Source organism: Methylacidiphilum infernorum V4 (assembly GCF_000019665.1).
GTDB classification, from domain to species: domain Bacteria; phylum Verrucomicrobiota; class Verrucomicrobiia; order Methylacidiphilales; family Methylacidiphilaceae; genus Methylacidiphilum; species Methylacidiphilum infernorum.
On record NC_010794.1, the window covers coordinates 1,160,766 to 1,176,282 of the forward strand.

Consider the following 15,517-nt stretch of genomic DNA (forward strand, 5'->3'; position numbering starts at 1 on the left):
TAAAGCCTCCTTTTAGATTTTTTTATATATTACTGTGTTAGGCTAAGCTTTAAAAATCAACTCTTGGTCATTTTTACAAAGCCTTTGCCTAGAATACCAGCTCCTTTCCCTGGTCTGGCTCTGAGTCTACTCACAATATTAACCTAATGATATCTATCGGCAAGTCCTTTTTCTTTATCATTCTTTCGAATCTAACCTTTTTATAATGTTTTACTTTTTAAAATAATTATAGTAGTAATGAAAGAAGGCATGGCTACCAAAAGCGTCATAGCAAGAGCTGATCCGAGATTTCTCAAGGAGGAGGGCCTTGAAGTTTTTACCGGCAATGAAGCGATTGTTAAAGGCCTTCTTGAAACCCAGGGAGGTATCCATCTTATAACCGGTTATCCAGGCTCTCCTATTTCGGGAATTTTTGATGCGATCGAAGCCATATCCGGTCTTCTTAAAGAGCATGGCATTCAAGCGGTTCTTGCAAACAATGAAGCACTTGCCGCAGCTATGCTCAATGGCTCCCAGATGGCAGGGTTAAGAGCCGTTGCAGCCATGAAAAGCGTCGGTTTGCATGTGGCTGCAGATGGACTTGCCTTGGGCAACTTGTCTGGAAGTCATCCCGAAGGAGGAGCAATCGTCATTATTGGAGATGATCCGTGGAATGATTCGACTCAGACTCCGGCTGATTCCCGTTTTCTTTGCAAGCATTTACACATGCCTTTCTTGGAGCCTTCTACTGTTCAAGAAGCCAAAGATTGGATCAATGCGGGCTTTATCCTTTCTCGAAATTCCAACCTTTTTATAGGCTACTTAGTCACGACTAACCTAGCGGATGGAGGGGGCACGGTCAGCGTCAAACAAAACCACTTCCCTCTACAAAATTCTCTTAATCCTTTTTCTCTCGATAGTTCAGCCATAGACTTAGAAAAGAGGGTTATTCTTCCTCCCAGGACTTCTCAAAGAGAAAAGGATTTTCTATTTCGCTACCAGCTTCTTTGGTCAAAGTCTAGAGAACTGGGAATTGATAAAATTTATTTTGGCGGCCAAAATTCCAAGATAGGTTTTATCAGCTCAGGGCTAGCCTTTGGTTACTTGGCCCAAGCACTTGATTTTCTGGGTCTTTATGGCAAAATACCCATTTTAAAAGTGGGTCTCCCCTACCCTTTAAATCCCGAGGTTATAGTCGAGTTTGCAGAAGCTGTCGATGAACTTTATGTTGTAGAAGAAAGAAGGGCCTTCATAGAAGAATCCCTGGTTCTTCTTCTGAACCAATTAGGATTGTCTAAAAAGATTTATGGCAAACGATTCCCTTTAGGGTTACAGGGTATTCCTTCTACGGGTGGACTCGATCCCTCTCTTCTCGTTCAGATCTTAAATGCTCTTTTTTCCAAGATGCCCATGCCGAGAAAAAAAACCTGGAGCTTGAACGACCTCCAGGAAAGGAGTCAAGCCGCTTTTCCTTTCCAATTGCCCTTGAGAACCCCCACTTTTTGTCCTGGATGTCCTCATAGGGATTCAGCAGCCCTACTTCTTGAAATCCAAAAAGCCTTTAAAGATCCTCAATACATGAAAAACCGATACAAAACCGACCCAATAGAGCTGGTTTTTCATGGAGACACCGGTTGTTACACCATGCTGATGTTCGAACCCTACCAAAGCTTAATGCATAACTACAGCGGCATGGGCCTGGGTGGGGGAACGGGAATGGGGATCGACCCTTTTATCAAAAATAAACAAGTGGTGTTCATGGGTGATTCTACCTTTTTTCATTCGGGAATGATCGCCATATCCAATTCCGTAAAAAACGGGCAGGACATAACTTATATCATCCTAGACAATCGGACCACGGCCATGACAGGGCACCAAACTACTCCTGGAGTGGACAAAGATCTTCTTGGGGAAAAGACCACTTCTCAAAATATCGAGGAAATTATCGCTGCGGTAACAGAAAAAACAGGGGTTTGCGTATATAGGATTAATCCGTCACAGAGAGAACATTACAAAATGCTCCTGGAACAAACGATACTTAAAGAAGGAGTCAAGATCATCATCGCCGAAAAAGAATGCGCCATTATTTCTCAAAGACGACAGTTGAAGAAAGAAAGAGAGGAGATAAGACATAAGGGATTCCTATCCCAGAAGAAACATGTTTTCATTAATCCCGACGTTTGCGAATTTTGCCTTGAATGTACATTATCTACGGGATGTCCCGGTTTGACTTTTATCGATACCGATTTCGGTAAAAAAATGGCTACGGATTTATCCTGGTGCATTGCCGATGGAGCTTGTGCAAGGGTTGGAGCCTGCCCGGCTTTTGCCGAGGTTACCGTTTTCCGATCGTCTCCCCGTTCACCGTTTAGAAAAGAAAATATAAAACTCGATCTTCCCCGAAAAGAAAGGTTAGAGAGGCCGTTTAGGGTTTTTATAGCCGGGGTTGGAGGAATGGGGGTTGCCAGCCTAACGGCCGTTGTTGTTAGAGCGGCTCACAGAGAGGGATACTGGGTACAGTTCTGTGATCGAAACGGGTTGGCTATTCGCAATGGTTCAGTTGTATCCCAAATAGTCTTTTATCCGAAACCTATTCAAGGAGAAGATCCGCCTATAACCCCGATCGGTAACTATGGGGAAGGGGACTTAATTTTAGGATTGGATCCTTTAGAAACAGCGCGGATCATAGATCCCGGAGGTCGATACAGGGTGGGTTCTCCTCAAAAAACCGCTCTCATCCTGAATGAAACGCTCACTCAAACGGTTCGTTCCTTGCTCGGCAAAGACAGCCTGGATTTTCCCGAAATAGAAAAGAAAATTCTTTCGAGGATCGATCCCAAGCGCTATATGAGATTTCCTTTTGCAGAACTTTCCGAAGAGTATTTCGACAATAAGCTTTACTCGAATCTCATGGTATTTGGAGCATCTTTCCAGGCTGGATTTCTCCCCTTTTCGTTAGAGAGCATAGAATGGGCGATCCAAGAAACATTAGGCAAGAGAAGCCCGGTAAACATAGAAGCATTTTCCCTGGGACGGGCTCTCGTGGCAAATTCCTCCCTCGCATTCGCTCCTCCGGATCAAGAGGAGAATCCCTCCCTTGTTCAACACTGGAATGGTTTCATAGACCAACTTCAGAAATCCAAGAAAAAGGAAGCACAAAAACTTTGGAAATGGAATTCGGAGATTTCTTCTTTCCCCCTGGATAAACCTACCCTAGAAGCTTTCAGCTTAAGGCTTAAAAACATTTACCTTTATGAAGATATTGATTATGCCCAGTTGTATTATGAGGCCGTAAAAATGATCCTTTTTAAGGATAGCCTGCAATTTGGCTTTGCTGCAACTAAAGCGGCAATAAAAAACATTTACAAGCTCATGGCCATTAAAGACGAAGTGGAAGTAGCCAGGCTTTTGACAGATAACCAGGCTATATCAGGGGATTTAAAACGGCTTCATGTTCAACCGGGCCGCGGGGATCGAGTAATTTATAGGCATTGGACGCGCCCGGAATTTGTGCTCGGAAACTTCAAGATTAGGTTCCGTTTAAAATCCTCTCCATGGATGCTTAAGATCATGAGCAAAGCAAAATTCCTAAGGAAGGTTTTGCCAGGATGGCACCGGCAAGAAAAAGAATTTAGGGATTGGTTTCTTTCTTCTTGCAGGGAATTTGAATATTCCACCGCTGAAGCTTACAAGCTTTGGGTAGAATTTTTTGAACTCCCTGAGGGAATAACAGGATACCGTGAAATACGATACCCAAAAATGGAAAAGGCCAAAGAGAGGGCCTTAAGAATCCTTTCTGAAATTAAAGCCAAGGATAAAGAAAGCAAGACTCTCTTTTAGATCAACATCGCTTTTATTATAGATGAGCTTTTAATCGATTCCCCATTAGCCCGTTATCGATCAATTGCTCGAAACCATGGCTAACCGATCTTTTCTCTGAAAAAGTCGACCAGGTCATCAACGGCTATCCGATCTTGCTTCATGCTGTCCCTATAACGAACCGTAACCGTGTCTTTCTTTCCTGCAAGTTTTCCTTCCCTTACCCCTTCAAGGGTTTCGAAATCCACCGTGACGCAAAAAGGGGTACCAATTTCATCCATGCGGCGGTAACGCCTTCCTATTGCTCCCGATTCATCATAAAAGGACTTGAAATGTATCTTCAATAAAGAAAATATCGCTTGAGCCTTTTGGACAAGTTCAATCTTATTTTTTAAAAGAGGGAAAACCCCAATTTTAATAGGGGCTATTTTTGGAGTAAACCCAAGAACAACTCTTTTTTCTTTTTTCCCCCCCTCATCAATGATCTCTTCTTCCCTGTAAGACTCACAGAGAAGGGCTAAAAGCGTTCTATCCACTCCTGCACTTGGTTCTACGACATGGGGAATGTATTTACACTTCCTTTCCTCATCATAATATTCCATGGATTTACCGCTGAAAATTGCATGTTGTTTCAAGTCAAAGTCCGTGCGGTATGCTATGCCTTCAAGCTCCTGCCTGCCAAAGGGAAAATCGTATTCTAAATCATAAGTTTTTCTAGAATAAAACGCCCTTTCACTCTCAGGGACATCTCTCAAATGAATGTGTTCCCTTGCTATTCCAATGGACTCATACCAGGCAATTCTTTCTTCTTTCCACTGTTCGATATACTCAAAACCTGTGTCCGGAGGAATAAAGTATTCGAGTTCCATCTGTTCGAACTCCCTGGACCGGAAGATAAAATTGCGCGGGTTGACTTCGTTGCGGAAAGCCTTTCCTATCTGGGCTATTCCAAAAGGAATCTTCATCCGGGAGCTTTCCAGAACATTTTTGAATTGTACGAAAATAGACTGAGCTGTCTCCGGTCGAAGATAAGTCAAGGCACCCTCTTCTTCTAAAGGACCGACATAGGTTTTAAAAAGGAGGTTAAACCGCCTGGGCTCGGTGAGTTCGCCTCCGCATTCCCCAGGGTGTTTAGAAGGCTTCAACGGACAACTACTTTCCTTTAAGTGATCCAACCTGAATCGAGCACGGCAGACTTTACAATCGACGAACCAATCGACAAATTGATCTTCATGGGTGCTCGCTTTCCAAACCTCCCTGTTCATCAGAATAGAGCCATCCAAACCTACCACATCTGTTCGCAACTGGGTCATGGTCTTCCACCAAGACTCTTTAATATTTCTCTTCAGTTCTACTCCAAGCGGTCCAAAATCCCAAACCCCATTAATTCCTCCATATATTTCGGATGAAGGAAAGATAATCCCCCTTCGCTTGCAAAGCGCAACAATCTTTTCTAAAAGCGTTAATTCTGTCATAACTTACAAAAAAGAATAGTATATCTTAATTGCACGTGCAGAAAAAGACATCAAAATCTCATTCCCTCATAAAAAAAGAAAGAAAGTCTTCTGCAATTATTCCTTATAGCTTTCCCAATGCTTTCTATTGTTGTCTTTGTTCATTTTTAAAAAAGCTCCTCTTCTCTTTTATTCTTTCGCTTTCAGGCATTATCTTGGGAATATTTCTCTATCTCCGGTTTTTTGGATTTCCTCCCCAAGTAAAGCAGCTTGTTCTCTCTGAGCTTGAGTCTCGGGGGATTATCATATCCCTAGATAAGCTTTCGATAGATCCCAGGGGAAAACTTGTGGCCAACAGGGTCGTCGTTTTCCGCTCAAAAGATAAACAATCCATTTGGCTGCAGGTTGATAAAGTTCATCTATCGGTTGGTTGGTATTCCTGGTTCAGGGGCGATCCTTTTATTCAGAGTGCCGTGGTTTCAAATGCCACGATTGCCATTCCCTTGACTCCCCATAACGAAATGGAAATTCACCAGGTTAATGCTTCGGTTAATTTAGTCGCCAACGAGATAGTGGTTAAAAAAGCTAAGGGAAGGGTGTTGAATGTAAATTTTGATTTAAAAGGAAAAATCGTTGTTGATGGGCTTCCCTTTTTCAAGCCCCAAACTGAGGAACAGATACAATTTATTGATTCTCTCTGGAACAAGGTTCTATCTACTCTTGACCTCCTTGAAACCCAGAAACCACTCCAACTTGAAGGGAACTTCAGCCTCAATACCAAAGATCCTGAAAATGCAACGGCATCCTTTCAAATTTATTCTAAAAAATTCTGGTTCAAGGATATCCCCATAGAAAACGCCTTTGCTCAACTCAAGCTTGCCGGGGGAGCGTTAAAATGCGAAGAACTTACTCTTGAACTCTCCCGGGGCCAGATCTCGGTATGGGGAGAAGTGGATTTTAAAGGATCGAGCTCCTTTATTGAATTTCTCAGCAGTGCCGATCTATCCTTGATGAAGTCGATTATACCGCAGAACTTTCAATTCTTGATCGACGGCCTAAAGTTCACAGACCTTCCGACTTTCAGCGGAAGATTTACGACAAAGTGGGGAATCCAAAAGATGACGAACCTGGTCGTTGACACGCACTGCCATAATTTTTCTTTTCAAGGTCATGCCCTCGAAGAACTCTCCTTGCCCGTGGCTTACGATGGAAAAAAACTGTTTGTTCCGGAGCTTAAGCTAAAGATGAATAACGGCCTACTTTCCGGAGAAATACTCTGGGATAAACAAAATGCCAATTTCTGGGCAAAAATCAACAGCCACCAGGTAAATCCGAAAATTTTCAAAAAAATATTTGGAGTAGAATTTGACCGTATCCTTGACGTCACTGACTTTAAAAAAGATCTTCCCATAGTGAACCTTGAAATCCGGGGCAACTCTCTCGATCCCCGACAGTGGACCTATTCGGGACACTATCTCCTTAAAGATTTTGTCCATCAAGGTGTTTTTATCCAATCCGCCGAATCTGATTTTAATTTTTCTAATTATGAACTTTTTTTACCCAATTTGCATGTGAGCCGTCCCGAGGGAACGGTCAGCGGAATGGTTCGCCATAACTTTCAAAAAAAACTGGTTTGGATTACAGGCTTGTGCTCTTCGGTAAACGTCATAGAATCTGCACCAGCTCTAGGTCATGAATTTTTTTCTTACGTCAAGCCTTACCGGTTTCATTCTCCTCCTTTTTTGAAAGTCAACGGGGTTGTGGACCTTGATAAATATTCAAAAGAACCAAGAACGGATCTCCATATCGAAGTGGATTCCGATTCTGTTATGGATCTGGATGTTTTTAAAGTTACCTTCCCTTTGACTAAACCCAAGGGAGAAATCTTTTTGAGAGGTAGGGAGTTGACGGTCAAAGTGCACAAAGGTTTCCTCTTTGATGGACAGATTCAGGGAGTCTATGAATCCAGCTTATGGAAGAAAAATATTCCCTTCAAAACGCATTTCCACATCAATAACGGAGATTTTCATAAAGCCATGCACACGATATTCAACAACAACAAGGATTCAGGAAGATTTGATTTCCAGACGACTTTTGGCGGCTACTTGGGTAATTTATACTCCCTGCAAGGCGATGGAAAAATAGAAATTCACGATGGCTACATTATGTCGATTCCTTTCCTGGGTGTCATTTCTACCGCTTTGAGTTCAAAGGATACCGATTTTGCCATGGCTAAGGCGGACGAAGCCTCCGCCCATTTTAACATTAAAGATGGTTTTATTTTCACCCGGGATTTGAAAATTTCGAGCTTTACCTTTTCGGTCCTGGGCTCCGGAAAATATAACTTTGTCAAAGATAATTTAGACATGGACATGAAAGTCAGGATGCGCGGACCCATGGGTTATCTTTTTTATCCGCTGAGCGAACTTTTCGAATACCATGGAACGGGCAAGCTGGCTTCCCCGGTATGGAAATCAAAAGTCTTTTGAAATGAGATCTCTTCACAGCAATCAAAACAACGAAGTGTGCACCCAACCTCTTTTACCGGGAGAACTTAAATCTACACTTCTTGGAGCGCATGTCTCGATCGCGGGAGGTTTTTCCTCGGCGGCTAGGCGAGCTTGTGCTTGCGGTTTTAAAGCCGCTCAAATCTTTTTAAAGAACTGCCGGAGATGGGAAGAACCCAAAATAGATGAAAAAGACATCGTAGCCTTTGTTTCATTAAAAGAAGAAAATAATATCTTTTTTTTCGGTCATTTTAGCTACCTGATTAACCTCTGTTCTCGATCAAAAGAAATAACTCAAAAATCCCTTAATGCATTGGTCCAGGAAATTATTATGGCTGAAAAACTCACCTTGCCTTTTGTTGTTCTTCATCCCGGAACAATAGCCTTAGGCAAGGCTGAAATTTCTCAGGCTATAGAAGTCCTTTGTGGCTACTTAAACCAAGCCGTGGAATTAACTAAAAATACAGCGGTGAAAATAGCCTTGGAAACGATGGCTGGACAAGGAGGGCAACTTGGATGGAAGCTTGAGCAACTCAGAGAAATTATTGAAAGAGTAGATAGCCCCGAGAGATTTTGTTTCTGCTTGGATACCGCCCATTTGTGGGAAGCGGGTTACGAGTTAAAAACCGCCGGGGGCTATCAAAAAACCATGGAAAAAATCGCCTTGGAACTTGGTTTATCCAGGATTGCGGCCATCCATCTTAACGATTCTTTTAGTCCATTCGGTTCCAAGGTGGATAGGCATGCCCATATTGGGGAAGGAACTCTAGGAGTAGAGCCTTTCCGCCGCCTGGTCAACGATAGCAGGTTTTTGGGCATACCCATGGTCCTGGAAACTCCAAAAGAAAAGGGTCTAGACGATGATTGTAGAAATTTAAGAAAAATTTTATCCGATTAAAAAAATTTCTAGTCAAAAATTCTAAGTTGAATATAGTGTATGTCATGAGTAACCTACGTATCGTTGCCTACTTAAAACCCTCTTGTGGATGGAGTAATGGGGTAAGAGCAATTTTAAAAAAATACAATCTTCCTTATGAAGATAAGGACATCATTAACTTTCCTGAGTACAGGGAAGAAATGATAATGAAAAGCGGTCAACCTTTTTCTCCGTGCGTGGAAGTTAATGGAGAGATGCTGGCGGATATCAGTGGCCAAGAACTAGAAGAGTGGCTCATCGCTAAAAATTACGTCCAAAGGATTGATCAACCCGTCGATGTTCCTATTGACCAGGCTTGTTCAGGAGAACATTACCATAGTTATCCCATACGGGTAAATTTCGAACTCTAGCCAATTGTAATCAGAGTATTGATTCGAGAAAACACGGAATCGAACATGCTTTGAGTCAGTTTTCCCGTAAAAGTATTTTGCTGGCTAGGATGAAAAGAACCGATAAGGACTTTCCCATCGGGAAGCTTCTGTTCGATTCCGTGTGAAAAAGAAGGTTTTTTACAAGCGAAGGACTTTCCTTGGCTTTGGAAGGTAAGCTTAACTGTCTGCCAGACATTGTCAAAGGCGATGCGTCCTAGGGCCAAAATCACCCGTATATTCTTTAGAATCCTCAACTCCTCTATCAAGTATGGCCTGCAATGAGCGATCTCTTCTGGGCTGGGTTTGTTATTTGGAGGGGCACAGCGTACGGTGGCCGTGATATACACTTTATTTAAAACCAGGGAGTCCTCTCTACTGATAGATCTTGGACTGGAAGAGTATCCAAAACGATGCAGTGTTTCAAAGAGAAAATCTCCACTTCTATCTCCTGTAAAAATGCGTCCTGTGCGATTTCCTCCATGAGCCGCAGGAGCTAAACCCACAATGAGGAGTTCGGCCAAAGGATCGCCAAATCCAGGAACAGGTCTAGACCAATAAGACTCGGCTGCAAATCGTTTCGGCTTTTTTTTTAAAATCTCCTCTCTCCAGGCTACTAATCGAGGACATAGCCGACAAGCAACGATTTTTTCATTTAAATAAGAAAGCTCTTTGGCTGGTGTTGGCATCTCAGCTTTTTCTTCTATATTTTTCCAATATCTTCATTCCACAATTCTGGGTTTGATGCTATAAACGAGGAAAGCAATCTTGTGCATTCCTCGTCATCGAGGTGAATAATTTCTACCCCGTTTTGAATGAGAATTTCTTCCGGTCCTTTAAAATTGCGATTTTCGCCTATGACCACCTTTTTTATACCGTAGAGTAAAATAGCTCCAGAACACATCCAACAGGGAGAGAGAGTGGTGTAAAGGATGGCCTCCCGATAAATTTTTGCCGTGTATCTTCTCGCATTTTCTAAACAATCAAGTTCCCCATGCTTGATTACACTGCCAAGCTGAACCCTGCGGTTTCTTCCTCTACCCAGAACCCTATCCTTATATGCCAAGCACGCTCCAATAGGGATGCCTCCCTCTTCAAAGCCAATTTTTGCTTCTTCAAAAGCGATGTGCCAAAATGGATCCAATTTATAGTTGAGGCTTTTCATTGTTTTTTTTCAAAAATCTTCGCTCCAATAAAAAGGGATTGCAAGGATAGTTTAAATCAATGTTTAACATCTAAAACACCTAAAGAAAAGGAAAACACTGGTTATGTCCTTTCCTGTTGAATTCGGGTTAAATTTTTATGCTGGCTGTAAAGTTTTTTATTTCCTCATTTTTCTTGACTTTGTTGGCTTTTATTCTATCTGTTATTTCTTAAAAAACTCTTATCGAGAGCGGTGGAGGGACTGGCCCTGTGAAACCGCGGCAACCGGAAAAGAGAGTCTTTTCGTCAAGGTGCCAATCCCAGCCCTTTGAAGCGTAAGGGAAGGATGAGAGGAAGTCATGATTTTCTTTCTCTTTTTTATCCTGTAGCTCTTCAACGTTTTTCTCGATAAGCTCCATAAAGGAAAAAAACTGTGAAAGAATTCTTTGATTGTCTGAAATGTAAGGAATGCGGTAGAACATACCCTAAAGAAGCCCAGCATGTTTGTGAATTTGATTTTGGGCCCCTTGAAGCTACCTATAACTACCACAAGCTCAAAAAATATGTTTCCAGGCAACTCTTAGAATCTGGGCCTCATTCGATGTGGCGCTACGAGGCTTTTCTTCCTTTAGAAGAAAGTCCAACGGTGGGATTGCACACGGGAATGACTCCCCTTATCCGCGCCCAAAGACTCGGCAAAATACTAGGTGTAAAAGAACTCTACATCAAGAACGACGCTATCAACTACCCTTCTCTTTCATTCAAAGACAGGGTTGTTTCTGTCGCTTTATCGCGAGCCCGAGAACTTAATTTTTCCATTGTATCCTGTGCATCGACGGGAAACCTTGCCAATAGCTTGGCTGCTAATGCGGCAAGCAGTGGATTTAAAAGCTATGTCCTTATTCCTGCTGATCTTGAACCGGCGAAAGTGATCGGGAGTCTCGTTTACAAAACAAAAGTGATCGGCATCCGGGGTTCATACGATAAAGTCAATCGCCTCTGTTCAGAAATAGCGGGTAAATACAGGTGGGCTTTTGTAAACGTCAATTTTAGGCCCTATTACGCTGAAGGATCTAAAACCATGGGATTTGAGATCCTCGAACAGATGGGATGGGAAATTCCTGATCACACCGTGATCTGTATGGCCAGTGGTTCTCTACTCACAAAGATCGATAAAGCTTATAGAGAGGCGATTATTTGTGGGCTGGTCGAAAACAAGCCCTATGCCATTCACGGCGCCCAAGCCCTGGGTTGTAATCCTATTACGGCTGCCTTTAAAAAAGGAACAGATTTAATAAGACCAGTCCCCAATCCCAGCACAATTGCCAAGTCTCTAGCTATAGGTACTCCGGCAGACGGCTTTTATGCCATACAAACGATTCGCAGAACAGGAGGCTTTTCTGAAGATGTCAATGACCTTGAAATTATTGAAGGGATAAAAATTTTAGCTGAAACCGAAGGCATTTTTGCTGAAACCGCTGGAGGAGTAACGGTCGGATGTGCGAAAAAACTGATTGAAAAAGGCCATATACCTCCATCAAGTAAAATTGTATTGTGCATTACGGGCAACGGCTTAAAGACTGCAGACGTTCTTAAAGATCATCTGCAACCCATACAGATTATCGATCCAACCATCCAGGATTTCGACAAAATTGTGGCTTTATAAATTAAACAAGAAAGGAAATAATAGAAAAGATTATGAATACAACTCTCAATAAAATTGCGGTGAGAATTCCCACTCCACTTCGTGGATTGACTCAAAACCAAGAAATCGTATATCTTTCAGCAAACTCGATAAGGGAACTGCTCGCAAGCCTTGAGGCTGAATTTCCAGGAATATTAAACCGGATTTGCGATGAAAAAGGCGAGATCAGGCGTTTTGTCAACATCTATCTTAACGGAGAGGATATCCGCTTTTTAAATGGACAGGATACTTTACTTCATTCCCAAGACGAAGTAAGTATTGTCCCCGCTATAGCTGGGGGATGACATGAGCAAACAACGCTACTGGTTAAGTCTAGATGGAAACCTCTGTAAAAGGCCATTAATTTGGGAATTAAGCCGAAATTTTGATCTTATTTTTAACATTAGAAATGCCAGTATAACAGGAGAGATCGGAATCATAGGCATTGAACTTGAAGGGGACGTCGAAGTTATCAAGGAAGCGGTGAGCTGGCTAGAAGCACAGGGGGTTCAGGTAGAACCCGTTGAAATAAGCACAATTGAAGGTTAAAACTTTCCTTGGGGACAACCCCGGAAAAAAATAATCAAGAAGGGTTTTGATGCCCTTCTTAGGTCTTTGATGATGAGGAATGATGAGTTGATGAACCCCCATCAGAAGCAGAAGCTTTTGATCCAGCTTCCTTTTCGGCTTTAGCGGCTTTTAAATAACCTGGACTACGATAATCCGTAATATAAAAACCCGAACCTTTAAAGAGAAGCCCCATGCCTCCGGAAATAATCCTTTTTACTTTACCTTTACCCCAAGGCTTTCGGGGACAACATTCCTCTGCACAATGGATTAAAGGTTGTTCGGTAATAGGTTGAAAGATTTCAAACCGATGAGCACATTGACTGCATTCGTATTGATAGGTAGGCATAAGTATTCCTTTCGTTAGAAACCGCCGTCTTTCGTTTAGAAGATCAGCTTCCTTGAGACTTGGTGTTCCACCGGCTTATCTTGTCTATTCTAATTTCGGTGGTTATTCCATCCTCTAAGGATACTTGGAGCACATCACCGGTTTTATGACCTAAGAGGGATTGACCGAAAGCAGCAAGATAGGAAATGATTCCTTTGGAGGGGTTACTGTCCCAAGCTCCAAGAATAGCTACAGAATTTGTTCTATTGGTTTTTAAATCCGTATAACTTACAACCGTTCCTATATTCACCGTAGTGGTATCCACGTTGGAAAAATCTGTAGCCCTGGCCCTACTGATCATCGACTCAAGCTCAGCTTTTCTTCTCATTAAAACAACCTGCATCTCTTTTGCTGCTTTATATTCATGATTTTCCCTGAGATCTCCATAAGATCGAGCATGAGCAATATCCTTACTATTTTCGGGTATTTTTTTCCTCACCAGCTCATCCAGCTCTTTTTTCTTTTGTTCCAAGCTTTCCCAGGAAACTATGAGCAAGCTTTCCCCCTCATTTCCCCGGTTGTTGCTGATAAGTTCTTGAACTTCAGGGGTAATCTTAACGATGGCTCCAAGCAAGGATCTTTTATCCAGTTCTTTAAAAACGGGACTCAGAAGAATGGTTCGAGTAATGTCTTTAACATCATCCAAGGAAGCATGAGAAAGCAGGCTGTAAATAAGCTCTGTACCAGAAGTAAGGAGATCGTATAATTTTTCCGCTTTTTTCCCCACAGCTCCTAGCTCTCTTTCCAGGACATAAAGGATACAATAAAACAGATGGATATTGAACAAGGGCTCGAATAGTTTATCCCTGTTTTTACATAACCAATATAACAATTCAACGGATAATGCTCTTTCTCTAATCAGCCGATTAAATCTTTCGACAAGGAGCTCTACTAATCCGGCCTGTACAAAAATCTTGACTATATTATCGGCCAGCCTGCCGTCCGCATCGTTCAGAAGATTGAAAAAGAGATCAACGGGCTTATTTTTTCTTTCCCAAATTAAAAGCAGAACTTTTTCTTGATTGGCTGAAGAGAGGGCAAGGAGAGAACCAAGCAGAATTTCAGGCTGTTCGGGAATATAGGGGTAAAGATCGGAATCGTTGGATTGGGAATGGGCAATTTTAGCTTTCTGGAGTATCTCCTCTTTCAAAAGAGCAAAATCCAAGCATGGAAAAGAATCCTTGTTGGACTTCGCCAACAAATCGTCAATGGCTTGAACCGCTTTCAAAGCCAGTTTTTGATCATCCCAGCTTTCCATTTCCTTCAGTATCTTGTTTAATGATTCCACCTTTTTTCGCGAAGGCAAGCTAGCCTCTAGAGTATGCATAAAGGAGGAAACAGGATCATGGGCTTTTTCTAAAATAAGAAAAGGTTCCGACTTCCTCGAAGGAACATGGATGTAAGCCGATTTTTTTAATACCTTTTTCGTATTTTCCCACCACTTTTTCCATAGCTCGGCCTGGATGACATCAGGACATAAAACGGTTTGCAGCTTTTCTAAAGTAGCTTTTTCTTTAAAAGAAAAGATAAAAATTTTTATAAGCTCTATGGGATTTTCCAGTGAAAGTTTTTGAACATAGGAAAGCTTTTCCTCCTTCAAAACAAGGAGATGATCAGTCGAAAGGAAAACCAAGGAACTAGAGGCAAACTCAAGATCCATCTGGTGAGCAGGTTTCTCTTTAAAATCGATGAGAATAAAGCCTGAATGCTCGTCAACCTGGCGGACCTTTCCTAGTCCCCAACTCTTGTGTAAACAAAAAGCCCCTTCTTTAAGATTATTTGTATTAATACATTGTTCATCCTCTAGATCTTCTTTATTAGAAATAATAGTAAATGTTTTGCTTGTCATAGGATAATCTATCTTAATAAGATAAGCTGTTTATTACAAGTATAAAATAATTTAATTAATCTTACAAACGTAAATCTCTTTTTTTATTGCCCTTTTTTATCCTGCTGAAGTCGGGTTGTTAAACGTAAATGTACAATAATAACTTCCATAAGATCTATCCTCTATACGTTTCACGGGAACCCCTAATACTTTTTCAAACATTTGCTTCTCAAAAATCCTTATTTTTGGATACTTGTCTAAAAGGGGCAAAATAGGGTTGTGAAATTCTATAATCTTGAATTCCTCTCCACTTTCTCTAACAAGCCTTCCCATGTATCCCCTTTCTTCTCTAAAACTCATGAGCTCTTTAGCCCTATCTTCCAAGGTTAAACTACTGACAGATTGGCTCAACTCTTCCCCATCCTTTCTAAAAACCCAGTATATCAGCCGATCCAAGGCCAAAGAACCGTATAAAGTTTCTATTCCACTCAAAAGCCTTTCAACGAAAGAGGAATAATCTTTCGGAAAAAAGATATCGGCCTTTTCCGTTAAGCAATAGACGATTTCGGGTCTTCCAATCGATTTTTGTCTTTTTTGCGTCTCAACGAAACCCTCCTTTTCCAATGCCAGGCAGTGTTGCTTTACACCCATGTACGATAAATTTATTTTTTTAGTTAATTCCCCTATGGAAAGTCCTGGATTTCTTTTCAATTCAAAAAGTATATTATAACGAGAATCTTTTATCAGGTTGGATAAAAGGTCGTTCATACTTTGTGGATGGAAAAAGGGTTCGTTGGATATCAAAAAAATGTTTTTACGCCGATATTAAAAAAATGGCACTCT

General features: G+C 41.7%; 13 protein-coding genes and 1 riboswitch. Of the genes, 7 read left to right on the forward strand and 6 right to left on the reverse strand.

Annotation, left to right across the window (positions count from 1 at the left end):
- Positions 1–249 precede the first annotated feature (249 nt).
- Positions 250–3,819, forward strand: coding sequence for a DUF6537 domain-containing protein (locus tag MINF_RS05530; protein ID WP_048810477.1), 3,570 nt, complete (start codon positions 250–252; stop codon positions 3,817–3,819).
- A gap of 80 nt (positions 3,820–3,899) precedes the next feature.
- On the opposite strand, the gene MINF_RS05535 is transcribed toward MINF_RS05530, so the two are convergent.
- The gene (locus tag MINF_RS05535) at positions 3,900–5,273 is read right to left on the reverse strand and encodes a glycine--tRNA ligase (RefSeq protein WP_012463576.1); all 1,374 of its coding nucleotides are present in this window, start codon (positions 5,271–5,273) and stop codon (positions 3,900–3,902) included.
- 35 nt (positions 5,274–5,308) lie between these two features.
- Between MINF_RS05535 and MINF_RS05540 the strand changes: the two genes are divergently transcribed.
- The 3 genes from MINF_RS05540 to MINF_RS05550 are packed head-to-tail and all read left to right on the forward strand — an operon-like array spanning position 5,309 to position 9,046.
- Positions 5,309–7,741: an AsmA-like C-terminal region-containing protein gene (locus MINF_RS05540; protein ID WP_238523437.1), complete on the forward strand. Its 2,433-nt coding sequence runs from the start codon at positions 5,309–5,311 to the stop codon at positions 7,739–7,741.
- A 1-nt stretch (position 7,742) separates the two neighbouring features.
- Positions 7,743–8,657: a deoxyribonuclease IV gene (locus tag MINF_RS05545; protein ID WP_238523438.1), complete on the forward strand. Its 915-nt coding sequence runs from the start codon at positions 7,743–7,745 to the stop codon at positions 8,655–8,657.
- 44 nt (positions 8,658–8,701) lie between these two features.
- Positions 8,702–9,046, forward strand: coding sequence for a glutaredoxin family protein (locus MINF_RS05550; RefSeq protein ID WP_048810190.1), 345 nt, complete (start codon positions 8,702–8,704; stop codon positions 9,044–9,046).
- Here the strand turns inward: MINF_RS05550 and MINF_RS05555 are convergent.
- Positions 9,043–9,753 (reverse strand): uracil-DNA glycosylase, encoded by a 711-nt coding sequence (locus MINF_RS05555; RefSeq protein WP_012463580.1) that lies wholly within the window; start codon positions 9,751–9,753, stop codon positions 9,043–9,045. The two genes, MINF_RS05550 and MINF_RS05555, sit on opposite strands and share 4 nt — an antisense overlap.
- A gap of 14 nt (positions 9,754–9,767) precedes the next feature.
- Positions 9,768–10,208: a nucleoside deaminase gene (locus tag MINF_RS05560; RefSeq protein WP_012463581.1), complete on the reverse strand. Its 441-nt coding sequence runs from the start codon at positions 10,206–10,208 to the stop codon at positions 9,768–9,770.
- Positions 10,209–10,445: 237 nt separating this feature from the next.
- A riboswitch (SAM riboswitch) is annotated at positions 10,446–10,560 on the forward strand.
- An 80-nt stretch (positions 10,561–10,640) separates the two neighbouring features.
- Here MINF_RS05560 and thrC point away from each other — a divergent pair.
- Genes thrC through MINF_RS05580 form a run of 3 tightly spaced genes read left to right on the forward strand, consistent with a single transcriptional unit; the run spans position 10,641 to position 12,440 of the window.
- A complete protein-coding gene (gene thrC, locus MINF_RS05570) occupies positions 10,641–11,873 on the forward strand; it encodes a threonine synthase (protein WP_048810192.1) in 1,233 nt (410 codons plus the stop codon).
- A 32-nt stretch (positions 11,874–11,905) separates the two neighbouring features.
- A complete protein-coding gene (locus MINF_RS05575; RefSeq protein ID WP_012463585.1) occupies positions 11,906–12,196 on the forward strand; it encodes a MoaD/ThiS family protein in 291 nt (96 codons plus the stop codon).
- Position 12,197: 1 nt separating this feature from the next.
- Complete coding sequence (locus tag MINF_RS05580) at positions 12,198–12,440, forward strand: NIL domain-containing protein (RefSeq protein ID WP_012463586.1); 243 nt, start codon at positions 12,198–12,200, stop codon at positions 12,438–12,440.
- Positions 12,441–12,498: 58 nt separating this feature from the next.
- Here MINF_RS05580 and MINF_RS05585 read toward each other — a convergent pair whose 3' ends face one another.
- The 3 genes from MINF_RS05585 to MINF_RS05595 form a co-directional block, all read right to left on the reverse strand.
- On the reverse strand, positions 12,499–12,807 hold the full coding sequence (locus tag MINF_RS05585; RefSeq protein WP_012463587.1) for an FmdB family zinc ribbon protein: 309 nt from the start codon (positions 12,805–12,807) through the stop codon (positions 12,499–12,501).
- 43 nt (positions 12,808–12,850) lie between these two features.
- Positions 12,851–14,695: a GreA/GreB family elongation factor gene (locus MINF_RS05590; protein WP_012463588.1), complete on the reverse strand. Its 1,845-nt coding sequence runs from the start codon at positions 14,693–14,695 to the stop codon at positions 12,851–12,853.
- A gap of 96 nt (positions 14,696–14,791) precedes the next feature.
- Positions 14,792–15,442: a helix-turn-helix transcriptional regulator gene (locus MINF_RS05595; protein WP_012463589.1), complete on the reverse strand. Its 651-nt coding sequence runs from the start codon at positions 15,440–15,442 to the stop codon at positions 14,792–14,794.
- Positions 15,443–15,517 lie beyond the last annotated feature (75 nt).

Coding starts and splice junctions, on each gene's coding strand:
- MINF_RS05575 (WP_012463585.1), top strand. CDS start 11,906: ATGAATACAACTCTCAATAAAATTGCGGTGAGAATTCCCACTCCACTT.
- MINF_RS05580 (WP_012463586.1), top strand. CDS start 12,198: ATGAGCAAACAACGCTACTGGTTAAGTCTAGATGGAAACCTCTGTAAA.
- MINF_RS05535 (WP_012463576.1), bottom strand. CDS start 5,273: ATGACAGAATTAACGCTTTTAGAAAAGATTGTTGCGCTTTGCAAGCGA.
- MINF_RS05545 (WP_238523438.1), top strand. CDS start 7,743: ATGAGATCTCTTCACAGCAATCAAAACAACGAAGTGTGCACCCAACCT.
- MINF_RS05550 (WP_048810190.1), top strand. CDS start 8,702: ATGAGTAACCTACGTATCGTTGCCTACTTAAAACCCTCTTGTGGATGG.
- MINF_RS05530 (WP_048810477.1), top strand. CDS start 250: ATGGCTACCAAAAGCGTCATAGCAAGAGCTGATCCGAGATTTCTCAAG.
- MINF_RS05595 (WP_012463589.1), bottom strand. CDS start 15,442: ATGAACGACCTTTTATCCAACCTGATAAAAGATTCTCGTTATAATATA.
- MINF_RS05585 (WP_012463587.1), bottom strand. CDS start 12,807: ATGCCTACCTATCAATACGAATGCAGTCAATGTGCTCATCGGTTTGAA.
- MINF_RS05590 (WP_012463588.1), bottom strand. CDS start 14,695: ATGACAAGCAAAACATTTACTATTATTTCTAATAAAGAAGATCTAGAG.
- MINF_RS05555 (WP_012463580.1), bottom strand. CDS start 9,753: ATGCCAACACCAGCCAAAGAGCTTTCTTATTTAAATGAAAAAATCGTT.